This window comes from Pseudoalteromonas sp. HM-SA03, assembly GCF_002289345.1.
Classification (GTDB): domain Bacteria; phylum Pseudomonadota; class Gammaproteobacteria; order Enterobacterales; family Alteromonadaceae; genus Pseudoalteromonas.
In genome coordinates this window covers 120635-132979 of record NZ_NSDG01000087.1, presented here as the reverse complement: position 1 = coordinate 132979, position 12345 = coordinate 120635, and the positions used below count along the sequence as shown (strand labels likewise).

Sequence of the window (12345 nt, the reverse complement as noted above, 5' to 3'; positions counted from 1 at the left end):
ATAGCCGCCAAAAGCGGCTCCCACTAAGAGTTTGAGTATATGGTAGGAGCGGATTTACTCCGCGATCTTTTGATTTGGCTCTCACTGTTATTATGTCAACTCCGTTTGTTCCTCATTCTATGCTAGAAGAATCTCACCCTCTGCACTAGTCTTTATTGTGAACGCTTCAATAAAGGCTAGAATCATGAAGTTAAACTCTATCCGTGTCCTCATGACCACTATCTTTGGTGGCATTATTGTTTTTGTCGTCATCGTTACCTTACTGGTTGTTAATATGTACAAAGCCTTGCTTGATTTTGAACAAAGGGCTGACAATCGCTATAAAGCCTATCAACTGGCCGACGAATTAAGGCAAAGCTCCGACGATTTAACGCGATTGGGCAGAACCTACGCGGTAACTGGCAACGATAAATACGAAAAGATGTATATGGATGTATTAGCGATCCGTAATGGTGAAAAGCCAAGGCCTGAAGGCTACCATAAAATTTATTGGGATCTGGTGCTTAACTATGGTGAGAAACCAAAACCAGACGGACAGCGAGCAGTGTTACTCGATGCCATGAAAGCGGCGGGCTTTAGCCAAAAGGAACTCAACTACTTAAGTGAGGCACAAGCCAATTCCGATGGTCTTGTTGCATTAGAAGTTGAAGCCATGAACGCCGTAAAAGGTAAGTTTAAAGATAGTGCCGGCAATTACACCATCCAAGGCGAGCCCGATTTGAACAAAGCGGTTAAGCTTACTCACAGTGATGATTATCATCGCTATAAAGCCAACATCATGAAACCAGTTGAATCGTTTTTTACGGAACTTGAAAGTCGTACCAAACAAAATGTTGTGCAAGCTCACAGTGCTGTAGAGTCTTATGTTTTGTGGGCGATGGTGATGTTAGTGATAACCGTATGTTTCAGCTTATTCGGCGTGTATTTAGTTCGTCGTCGTATCGTGAAACCGATAGAGTTACTTGGTAGAACTTTTGAAGAAATAGGCAGTTCAAACGATCTTAGAAAAACGGTAGACGAAAGCGGTGCGACAGAGATTAAAGCGGTGGCCAATATCGTAAACCGTATGCTCAATAGCTTTAAAAATACAGTCACGAATATCGGCTCAGCGGGTGGCGCGATGTCACAATCTTCCAAAGAAGTAGCGCATTTTATTCGCAGTAATAAAGAGATAAGTGAAGAACAAAACGCCCGTCTTGAAACCATCGCCACGGCTGCGGAAGAGATGACCGCAACACTCAATGAAGTTACGTCTAGTACCGTGAGTACCGCAGATTATGCGAATCAGGTTGAACTTGAAGCACAGCGGGGGATGGAAGTAATGTCGCAAACCAGCCAGCAATTTAGTGAGTTGTCAGTGCGCTTTGACGAAACTGCTAATATTATCTCTGAGTTGACTGAGCAAAGTGACCAAGTGTCAAATGTAGTGAGCGTAATTCAGGCTATTGCAGAGCAAACGAACCTGCTTGCATTAAATGCTGCCATCGAAGCGGCAAGGGCGGGAGAGCAAGGCCGCGGTTTTGCTGTTGTTGCAGATGAAGTAAGAACCCTTGCACAAAGAACCCAAAAATCCACAGAAGAAATTCGCGATATCATCAACCAGCTGCAAACCAAAGCGGGCAGTGCGAATACCGCCATTCAGCAAAGCCAGCACCAAGTGCAAGCGACAGAAGAGCAGGTGATGGTATCTTCCGAAGTGCTTGATAGCATCTTTGAAGCTGTGAGCAAAATCAAAGACTTGACTCAAGGTGTTGCCACCGCCTCACAGGAGCAGTTATCAGTAACCGAAGACATTAACACCAACATCAATGGTTTGAGTGATATTTCCCAAGAAGCAGTCAAGCGGATGAATGAGTTTATGGCCATTGTTGAGCAGTTAGAGCAAACCAGCCACCGCCTCAACGACAATGCGAGGGAGTTTACTGTTTAGTATATAGGAAGTGTTTTACGCGGTAGTATTTTTTCTACAGCTCGCCGCGTAAAGCGGCTCCCACTAAGAGCTGAATATGTTGTAGGAATGGGCTTACTCCGCGCTCTTTTCTTTAATAATCGCCGCATAAAGCGCCTCCCATTAAGGGTTTAAATATGTTGCGCTCCCTTCATGAGCAAGACTAAGAAAAATCAATAAACCTACAACGTCCCTTAAATGTGATCTAAATCAAAAATGCAAATGAGATTAATTATCAATGTTTTTGACTTTTTTGTGGTTTCCATTTAGAGTACGCGCCAAAATTTACTTTAATGCAATAAATTTTGGGATATTAACAATGACAAACACGCCTTTTAAACATGGTGTACTCTCTGCTTTGGTGCTTTCAGCCCTTAGTCCAGTTGCTTTTGCTGATTCGGTAAAAGCGCAGCCAGACATGGAACGCATCGTGGTAACTGCGACCGGCTTTGAGCAAAAAATACCAGAAGCACCCGCGAGTATTTCAGTGATCACCGCTGAGGATATTCAAGCTCAGTCCTATACGACTTTGCTTGATGCCGTGAAGTACCAAGAAGGCGTGGACATTGGCACAACTCGAGATAAAACCGGCCAAGGCAGCGTGAGCATGCGTGGTTTAACAGGTGAATATACGCTGCTACTTATCGACGGTAAGCGTCAAAATAACCACGGTGATATCTACCCAAATAACTTTGGTGGTAACGCGTTTAACCATATTCCACCTAAAAGTGCCATTGAGCGTATTGAAGTCATTAGGGGGCCAGCTTCTACACTTTACGGCGCAGATGCGATGGGCGGCGTAATCAACATTATTACTAAAAAGTCAGTTGATGAATGGACTGGCAGCATTGATTTTGGCCGAAGCCTGCAAACAAACGACCAGTTTGGTGATGACATTACCACTGACTTCAGTATCTATGGGCCTTTAGTTAAAGGTTTACTCAACTTTTCTGCTCGCGGTAGTATTTATGAGCGTCAAGCATCGAACCCTGAGTTTTCACCTGCAATCGATCCAAATGGTGAGCTGCATCATCGTGAACTCGGTTTTGGTAGTGGTGGTAGAACGGTTGATAACACTAATACGCAACTTGGTGCGACGTTTGTATTTACGCCAAACGACAACCACACTGTTACTTTTGACTACGATATCTCAAATCAAGAGTATGATAATACGCCAAACTACGACGTTGAGTCGGGCAAAATTACCTATCCGCTTGGCACTAAAGACAACATCGAATCAATCTGGCAAACACGCCGTGGCAAGGTAAACCCGCGCGCAGGTTATGCGGCGGATCAAGAATTCGACAGAAGCTGGTGGTCACTAACGCACCAAGGTACCTTTGGTGATATTGAATCTTTTGTGTCATTGGCGTTTGTTGATACCGATAACAATGGCCGTACTATGCCGCTTTCTGTTGCAGAGCGTAAATTACTACAAGCCATGTATGATGGCAGTGGCAAATATGCTGATATGGAAGAAGCTGAGCGTAAAGCGCTTGCAGAAAGCACATTCTTACCACGTCCAAAGCGTACACTTAACAGCAGCCAATATACACTAGACGCGCGAGTGGATATTCCAGTTGACGATTTACTTGGCGATCACGTGTTTGTTGTGGGCGGCCAGTGGGTTGACGGAGAATTGCAAGATGGCGTATTTGGTATGGAGTCTGGCGTTGATCAAGGCGTTCAGGAACACCAAATGTACTCGCTATTTGTAGAAGATAACTGGCACTTAAGCGATCCGCTAACAGTTACAGTGGGTGTCCGTCACGATAACCACGATGTATTTGGTAGCCAACTTTCTCCGCGTCTGTACGGTGTATACGAGCTGTCTGACGATTGGACAGTAAAAGGCGGGATCAGCACAGGTTATAAAACGCCACAAACGACCGACTTATACAACGGTATCACCGGCTTTGGTGGTCAAGGTACGTCACCGTTTGCAGGTAACCCAGATCTTGAACCAGAAACCAGTGTAAACAACGAAGTTGCATTGTATTGGACGCACCCAACTGAGAACCACAATTTTAATATCACTTACTTCTCAACAGAGTTTGACGATAAAATCGCCCGTGGTGACACCATCAAGAGCTGTTCTGCAACCAATGGTGTAAAACCATGCGTGAATTTGGGCGTATACGACGAGCTTGGCTACGATACTTACAGCCAAAAAATCAATATCGACAAAGTTGAGATCCAAGGTATTGAGCTTGCAGGTCGTTACCAGTTCACTGATGCAGTTTCACTTTACGCAAACTACACTTGGACTGACAGCGAGCAAAAGAGTGGCCCTCAAGAAGGTCAACCACTAACCAATACAGCTGAGCACATGGCAAATGCCACGGTAAACTGGCAAGTAACGGACGAGTTTTCACTAACGCTAAACGCTGAAATGCGCTCTGATCGTTACCGTGGCTGGGACAATAACCTAGACAAAGCCATGTACTACAAAAACTACAACCTACTGCACTTAGGTGCTAAATACACCTTTAACGACAATGTTACTGTATTTGCGCGTATCAATAACTTATTAGATGAAGACTTTACGTCTTATAGCACGGATTACAACGACTTAAACGGTGATGGTAAATACGAATACCTAAGCGGCCGTGGTGTGGTAAGCGAAGTGGTATTTAGTGATGACTACAACGTAAAAGACAAAGCCCGCAATATTTGGTTTGGTGTAAACGTGACGTTTTAATATCCATGTAAAGCACTACTAGATTACAAAACTCAAAGGAGGTGCAATTTGCACCTCCTTCTTTATTACCTCCAGCGTAGGACGCAGCGATCATTTCTCTACCTTTTACTTCACTCGTAGCAGCGGCTTTATGCCGCGAGATTTTCAACAAAATCGCAGGGTGAACCTACTCCCACCACATATCATTACCCCAAGATAACTCTTCAAATATCACCGCTGGTAGGAGCCGCTTCACGCGGCGAGATTTTCAACAAAATCGTGAGGTAAACCCACTCCCATCAAGTAATATGACCGCTTGATACTTCCTCAAATGCCACCGCTGGTAGGAGCCGCTTCACGCGGCGAGATTTTCAACAAAATTGCGGGGTGAACCCACTCCCACCATGTAACATGACCGCTGGATAACTCCTCAAATGCCACCGCTGGTAGGAGCCGCTTTACGCGGCGAGATTTTCAACAAAATCGTGGGGTGAACCCACTCCCACCCCATATCATTATCGCTGGATAACTCCTCAAATATCACCGCTGGTAGGAGCCGCTTTACGCGGCGATCTTTTCAACAAGACCGCGCGCTCACTCCCTCAACCTCAATCCAACACGTTCAATGCTCGATAGGTATCATAGGCAAACTGGTCCGTCATACCGCTAATAAAATCCTGAATAAGGCGGCAGCGATAATAAAACTCAAAAATCGGCTCGGCTTGCTCAGCCTCACTAAGCTGCGCGACCGTCTCGCGGTATACCGCAACATACTTTTTGGAAATTCGATTAATCAATCGCGACTCTATCGCAAAGTCATGGTCGCCATTTAATGCTGCGTTAAACTCATCAGCGTTTAAGTCAAGCACTCGCTGATATTCATTCAATATGCTGCTGGTGATCTTGTAGCCTTGAAGCTCCAACTGCTCGACTTCTTTATTCGAAAACACCTTGTTGGCCGCCACTGTTTTCAACGACTTTACAATGGCATGGAGGTGGCTGTTATCCTCCAGTAACGAAGTATTAAAACTCCCTTCGTAGATCGCTTTAATGTTATCGATAAAACGCGTTTTGGCATGTTCTGCAAGCGGGTGCAACAACCCCACACGGAGCCAAATAAAAAACTCATTATCAAAATTCGCCATATGCTTGCTGGCTTTGTCATTGGCATAGTGCAGTTTTTTACTCATAAGCTCTAATAGCTTGTCATCGGTGATCCCAAACCCTGCCGCGATATTTTGATATTCCTCTATTAAACAGCCCGTTAACTCATCTACGCTAATAATGCCTTTTTCTACAGCGTCTTCCATATCAGCAAGGCAATAAGCAATATCGTCAGCCGCTTCCATGATATAAGTAACCGGGTGGCGATTACCCACTTGGATCTGCAATTTGTCACACAGCTCACTGACAAAACCACTTTCACTAAAATAGTATCCCACTTTCTTTTGCAAATAAGACTTATCAATGGCCACGGTTGATTTAGGTGTGGTCGCACAGCGGGTATATTTCATCACGGTGGCACATTGTGAGTAGGTAAGGTTAAGTCGAGAAAGCGTATGAATAACACGAATGGCTTGAGCGTTACCCTCAAAACTACAAATATCGAGCAGTAACTCCATTTCTTGATTCAACACCGCCAGATCAGACGCTTTGCTCTCCTTTGAACCGTACCTAAGCGCCGCCCGAGCACTTTTTGCAAACTGTTGATACTGGCTTAAATAGCACTTAAACCAATCATTGATAGCGGCCTCGCCAAAGTGACCAAACGCAGGGTTACCAATATCGTGCATCAAACAGGCCATTTCAGACAAGGTGACCAAACATTCAGACAAATCCACCTGCTGGCCATTTTTATCTTCATATTGCAGCAAATCTTGCCTACCTTGCTGCGCCAGCGCATCAACAATTTTTTTAGCAATGTAACGGCCGTTTTGCTGCACCTCAAGCGTGTGCGTCAAGCGCGAACGAACCGCCGCATTGCGCTCGAGCGGAAACACTTGGGTTTTTTGTTGCAGCCGTCTAAGCGCAGCACTGTTGATAATACGCCCACGATCGCTTTCAAGACTACTCGCCTCGCTACCACCAGTATTATAAGAACGCTCGTTTGTTATTTTATTTTTGAAGTGCATGCGACTTTCCTGTTGAAACCCAAGCTACATTTTCAATGTAGGTGAATGTGGAAAAGTTGTAAACCGAATCGACACCTCGCATAGCCAGCCAACAAGCAAACCTTCATATAAGGTAAGGTAGTGCAGGATCTCTACACCGAACTAACAACAGGCAAAACACCGACTAAGCCAGTAAAGTGATAAAAATAGCTGTAATACGTTGTAATGGGCTAGCCCATCTATATTTGTTACTTTTAACAGTTTGAATTAACCCTGGTTTTAACGGTCTGGCAAAAAATATCTAACACTTTGGTGGCAAAGACTTCGAAATTTGACGCAAATCACTACAAAACTTACGGATTTTCGGGTTTAATACTCTCAGCATTCGTTTACATCTAATTTCAAATGAATATATACAGCGGTTAAGGATGAAGTAACCGCTCACGAACAGGATCTTTATGTGTTTGAGCGTTTATCTAACCATTTAGATTAGTAAGATCAGCTTTACTGTGGCATCACATTGGCAACGGACAGCAAATGTGAGTTTGCAGAGTTTCAATGGTGATATGGAAATTATACTTTTCGTCATTTACACTGCGCCACTAAATGAAGTTATGTTAGGTAAAAGATGTCCGAAATTACGCTCGCTTATTACGACCAACATGCAGATGAATTTGCAAACTCAACACTCAATGTGGACATGCAACCGCTTTATCAGGAGTTTCTTCCTGAATTACCAAAGCGTGATAAACGTCATATTCACATTTTAGACGCTGGTTGTGGTAGTGGCCGCGACGCTGTCGCGTTCAAACAACTTGGCTATGAAGTTAGTGCAATGGATGCGTGCGAAAAGCTAGTGAAGATTGCCGGCACACAACTAGGTCAACCAGTGAGACACCAATTCTTTGAAGAGATACAAGATATCGCTGCTTTTGATGGTATTTGGGCCTGCGCTAGTCTTTTACATGTGGCAGAGAAAGACCTGTCTAATGTTTTTGTGAAGTTACAAGACGCGCTTAAACCTCATGGTGTGTTGTATGTTTCATTCAAATATGGTGCGGGTGAACGGGAGCACAATGGGCGCAAGTTTACAGATCTTAATGAAGACGGATTATCAAAAGTTATCACAGCATGTCCAAACCTCAACATCATCAAGCAATGGGTGACGGAAGATAGAAGACCCAACCGCGACAACGAACTTTGGTTAAACGCTCTGATTAGGAAGGATTAATTAAGTGAGCAGCAATATCCAAGGAAGACAGCTCGCGCTTTGCACCAATAAGCAACTTTATATAGGGGGTGATGACCCCTTGTTACCTGCACTGCTCCATGCCATAGAACAAGCTGACGAGATTGAAGTTACCGTTTCATTTATTCAGCGATCTGGTCTTGATTTACTTTTTGATGCTTTGTACGACGCTCTAGCAAACGGCACTACCTTAAAGCTACTTACGTCAGATTACCTAGACTTTACTTGCCCGTTTGCACTTAAAGAATTGATGACACTACAGACTTTAGGGGCTGATCTACGAGTATATGAAACTTGCGGAAATGAGAGTTTTCATATGAAGTCATACATTTTCACCAAAACCAAAGGTGAAGATGGTCAAATTTATGAGGGGAGTGCGTTTATCGGTTCAAACAATATAAGTGCAGTGGCACTAACTCAAGGGTTAGAATGGTGTTTTCGGCATGATTTTATAGCTAGTCAGAGTGGTAATAACAAGGCAACGTTTTTGCAGTTTAAGGCCGCGTTTGCCAGTTTATTTACTCACCCTCAAACAACATGTTTAAGCTATCCGTGGATACAGCACTATCAAAAACGTCGTAAGAAGCCACAGTTCAAAACTGTTAGCAAGGTCGATGACGACATAGATATTGAGCCAATTGGCCCTAGACCTGAGCAGCGAGAAGCCCTAGAAAAACTGAATAACTCAAGAGCACAAAGCTATAAAAGAGGCTTAGTGGTATTAGCGACAGGAATGGGCAAAACGTGGCTTGCTGCTTTTGATGTTCAACAAGTAGGCGCTAAAAAAGTTCTTTTTGTGGCACATAGAGAAGAAATTCTCAAGCAAGCGGCCAAGACGTTTGCACGACTAATTGATTGTACAGCGGGGTTTTATACCGGTAAGCAAAAACAAAGTGATGCCGACTTTTTGTTTGCCTCTGTACAGAGCATTGGTAAAACAGAGAGTTTGAGGCAGTTCACTGCCGATTATTTTGACTATATTATCGTTGATGAATTTCATCATGCGAGCAGTAAATTATACCGAAATTTGCTGTCTTATTTTGAGCCGCAATTCTTACTTGGGTTAACAGCAACACCAGAGCGAACTGACCAAGCCGATATTTTAAGTCTGTGTGACAACAACCTCGTCTATGAGCGGAATATGGTGCAGGGAATTGACGCCAAAACGCTCGCGCCGTTTCACTATTATGGTATTTGGGATGAAAGCGTTGACTATACCGCAATCCCTTGGCGTAACGGTAAGTTTGATCCAACCAGTCTAAGCAACCAATTTGCCACAGAGCACAGGGCAAAGCATGCTTTACAGCACTGGAAACAGTTAGCGCAAACACGCACGCTGGCTTTTTGTATTTCGACCACACACGCCGACTACATGGCAAACTACTTCAATAAAGCGGGAATTAAAGCGGCTTCAGTACATGGAAAGTCAAGCATAAAACGCAGTGAAGCACTTGCGCATTTAGCATCTGGAAAACTACAAATTATTTTTAGTGTTGACCTGTTTAATGAGGGCACTGACTTACCCAGTATCGACACTGTGATGATGTTGAGGCCCAGTGAATCAAAGGTTTTATTCTTACAGCAATTAGGTCGTGGACTGAGAATCCATCAACAGAAAACGCATTTGGTGGTATTAGATTTTATTGGTAACCACCACAGTTTTTTGAACAAGCCTTATGCACTTTTTGGTACACACTCGCCTAGAGACTTAGTTGCTAAGTTCAGTAAAGACAACCAAGTAGCTCAGCTACCTGAAGGGTGTTTTGTAAATTACGACCTAGAAATTACTGACTTTTGGCAGCAACTCGCTAAAGAACAGCGAACCACGGCTCTTGATGATTATCAAAATCTAACAGAGCAGTTAGGCCATGCGCCTGATGCTTGTGAGTTTTTCCATGAGTATGGAGAGTTTAAGAAGGTAAAGGCTTATGGAAGTTGGTTTGAACTCGTTGTAAAAGCAAAGAGCGTTAGTAGTATTTCAACTAAGTGGCTTGCGCCCTACAAGGTGTTTTTAAAAGAGGCTGTCGAAGTGACCAGCATGACAAAATGCTTTAAAGCCATTTTGCTTGAAGCCTTTGTTCAGCTCGATGGTATAGCTTACCCACCCACATTAAGAGCGCTGGCAGATAAGAGTTATGATGTACTATTGCACTACCCTCAGCTAAGAAAGCTAGACATATCAGAACAGGACAGAAGCAAAAGTAAAGGCAGTAAAACTTGGTTCAATTATTGGTTCGATAATCCGATTAACGCTTTCACGGAAGCAAAAAAACCTGAACATAAGCGCAAAACACACCACTGGTTTTCAATTGAACAAGCGCCAAATCAATCCATTGAAGAAGCACAGTTCAAACTAAACCTTAAAGTTGAAACGCAAGATATTGAACAACTGACCGACTGTATATTGGAGTTAAGCCGCTATCGACTTGCTAGATATCTTCATACCAAACGTGACAGGCTAGCCGAACCCGAAAGTACACACACGGTGACAGATAGTGTGATACCAAACCAACTTCAAAGCACAGATGTTCTGGAGAACGTGGTACAGCTGCCATATTTTCCTAATTTAAAAATTGCTTGTGGTCACTTTAAAACAGGTGACAGTAGCGAAATGTCCTTCGTGCCTGCACCACCAGAGTGTGGGAAAGTCGACCCTGAAAAACATTTTTTGGCTCATGCTAGTGGCAATTCTATGAACGGTGGTAAATACCCGATCGTCGATGGGGACTTGTTATTACTCGAACGGATCACATCAAGCAATGCAGGATCAATTACAAATACCACTATCGCCATCGAGCGCTTTGACGCAGCTGGCGACGAACAATTTTTACTACGAGATGTAAAAAAACAGATTAATGCGCAAGGTGAAGTAACCTACTTACTTGTGGCAAGAAACCCAGAGTATGCAGTAATGGAAGCCAACGATGAGTTTGTGACGTTTGCGCGGTTGAGGGAGGCGTTGAGACGCTCTGAGAACTAGCGCAGAGTAGGTATGAGCTGTCAGCGTCAAAGAAGAGCTGGTTAACAACCAGAGAGGTTTCTCTATCAACATAACGGGTGATAGGTTATAGCTTGAACTCTATGTAGATGGATTGTAAATTGATTTATCGATAAAAACTTTGATTGTATTTCACAACTTTAGTAACTAGGACACGCAAACAAATGGATGGCTCAGCGTCACAACAACGCAACACAGTAAAAAAAGCGGCTTTATTTTCATTTAATAAGTTTGTTGCTTTTACCGTTTTTATAACCAGTATCGTTATTGGTGCTTATGCAACTGATCTTGTTGAGATAGTGAAGGCCTACGTGCTTTATTCTGGTAGTAGCTTGATTCGCTTTATACCAATTTTGGTGCTTAGTGTGGTGATGATAAGTTATTTGTATTATCAATTTGAGCGAGTTGGACTAAGCACTTTTAGGAGATTCATAAAGTCAATTTCAACTGTGTTTGTATGCGCAACATTTTTTTCAGCAGGGATGTTTCTAAAAGATCCTTGGATATCACTTTCCATGTTAAACGATGAGTACGATGGTCCCGTCAAAACTTTTCAACACTACGCGGGGTTTGAAGTAAAGAAGGAAAAATGTGAAAAGCGCGGTAAAAATCTTACTTGCTCCTTTTACGCTATTAATCTGCTTCCTCGTGATAATGCTTTTAGGATTAGAAAGAAAAGTTATGCGATTGACCACAAAGATAGTCAAGCTAAATTACTTGCATACTATGTAGGTGAAAAGCGATATGGTAGTTATAACTCTGATTACTTTACTGTGCCTGTAGGAAGTAAGCGAATGTTTAAAATGGAGTTTGAGCTCTCATCGGACGAAAAAATGGTATTTGCTCCGTACTTGTCAGTAGTACTGGATGCAGAACATCATGAAGAAAAGCATCTCAACTTTAGATCTATGGATGTTGTGGACTATGTTCAGTAGTCCGTGATTTTGCAAAGGTGAATTATGAACCAAGCCTTTAAATTTTTACTGTCTATCATAATCGTCATTATGACTTTCGTCGTGTCAGCAACCTTGGCTGGGATGTTGGCGGGGTATGCGGGCTGGTGGAAGAAGCCGGTGATAGGCGGTGTAGCAGCGGCTTGCGTGGTGCTGTCGGGTTATTTGAGTGCGCCGGTGTATAAGCTGTATTCTGCGGCGGTATGGCTGTTGATTGGTGCAGTTGCAGCTTGGGTGATGTCGAGTGTGTTTATGTATGCTGAGGATGCCGACACCTCAGTGCCTTTGTATGTGACCTACGCAAGTGGTATGTTTGCTTTGGCGCTTTGCTGGGGTTGGGAGCGTCGAAAGGTTGTGTGAGGTATTGGTTCTCTGTAATGGGGTGCAAGAGATCACCGCGTAAAGC

General features: G+C 43.5%; 7 protein-coding genes. 6 read left to right on the top strand and 1 reads right to left on the bottom strand.

The window, feature by feature from the left end:
- Nucleotides 1-184 precede the first annotated feature (184 nt).
- Both CKO50_RS17770 and CKO50_RS17765 read left to right on the top strand, forming a co-directional pair.
- On the top strand, nucleotides 185-1930 hold the full coding sequence (locus tag CKO50_RS17770) for a methyl-accepting chemotaxis protein (protein ID WP_095729255.1): 1746 nt from the start codon (nucleotides 185-187) through the stop codon (nucleotides 1928-1930).
- A 337-nt stretch (nucleotides 1931-2267) separates the two neighbouring features.
- Nucleotides 2268-4649, top strand: a complete 2382-nt coding sequence (locus tag CKO50_RS17765; protein ID WP_095729254.1) for a TonB-dependent receptor — start codon at nucleotides 2268-2270, stop codon at nucleotides 4647-4649.
- A gap of 587 nt (nucleotides 4650-5236) precedes the next feature.
- Here CKO50_RS17765 and dgt read toward each other — a convergent pair.
- The gene (gene dgt, locus CKO50_RS17760; RefSeq protein WP_095729253.1) at nucleotides 5237-6760 is read right to left on the bottom strand and encodes a dGTPase; all 1524 of its coding nucleotides are present in this window, start codon (nucleotides 6758-6760) and stop codon (nucleotides 5237-5239) included.
- A gap of 607 nt (nucleotides 6761-7367) precedes the next feature.
- On the opposite strand from dgt, the gene CKO50_RS17755 reads away from it, so the two are divergent.
- The 4 genes from CKO50_RS17755 to CKO50_RS17740 all read left to right on the top strand — a co-directional run bounded on the left by CKO50_RS17755 (nucleotide 7368) and on the right by CKO50_RS17740 (nucleotide 12299).
- Nucleotides 7368-7970, top strand: coding sequence for a class I SAM-dependent methyltransferase (locus CKO50_RS17755; protein WP_095729252.1), 603 nt, complete (start codon nucleotides 7368-7370; stop codon nucleotides 7968-7970).
- A gap of 4 nt (nucleotides 7971-7974) precedes the next feature.
- Nucleotides 7975-10968 (top strand): DEAD/DEAH box helicase family protein, encoded by a 2994-nt coding sequence (locus tag CKO50_RS17750; protein ID WP_095729251.1) that lies wholly within the window; start codon nucleotides 7975-7977, stop codon nucleotides 10966-10968.
- Nucleotides 10969-11150: 182 nt separating this feature from the next.
- Entirely contained in the window at nucleotides 11151-11921 is a 771-nt protein-coding gene (locus CKO50_RS17745) for a hypothetical protein (RefSeq protein WP_095729250.1), read from the top strand.
- 24 nt (nucleotides 11922-11945) lie between these two features.
- Nucleotides 11946-12299 carry a hypothetical protein gene (locus CKO50_RS17740; RefSeq protein WP_095729249.1) on the top strand — a complete coding sequence of 118 codons (354 nt, stop codon included), beginning with the start codon at nucleotides 11946-11948 and terminating at the stop codon, nucleotides 12297-12299.
- Nucleotides 12300-12345 lie beyond the last annotated feature (46 nt).

Coding starts and splice junctions, on each gene's coding strand:
- CKO50_RS17740 (WP_095729249.1), top strand. CDS start 11,946: ATGAACCAAGCCTTTAAATTTTTACTGTCTATCATAATCGTCATTATG.
- dgt (WP_095729253.1), bottom strand. CDS start 6,760: ATGCACTTCAAAAATAAAATAACAAACGAGCGTTCTTATAATACTGGT.
- CKO50_RS17770 (WP_095729255.1), top strand. CDS start 185: ATGAAGTTAAACTCTATCCGTGTCCTCATGACCACTATCTTTGGTGGC.
- CKO50_RS17755 (WP_095729252.1), top strand. CDS start 7,368: ATGTCCGAAATTACGCTCGCTTATTACGACCAACATGCAGATGAATTT.
- CKO50_RS17765 (WP_095729254.1), top strand. CDS start 2,268: ATGACAAACACGCCTTTTAAACATGGTGTACTCTCTGCTTTGGTGCTT.
- CKO50_RS17745 (WP_095729250.1), top strand. CDS start 11,151: ATGGATGGCTCAGCGTCACAACAACGCAACACAGTAAAAAAAGCGGCT.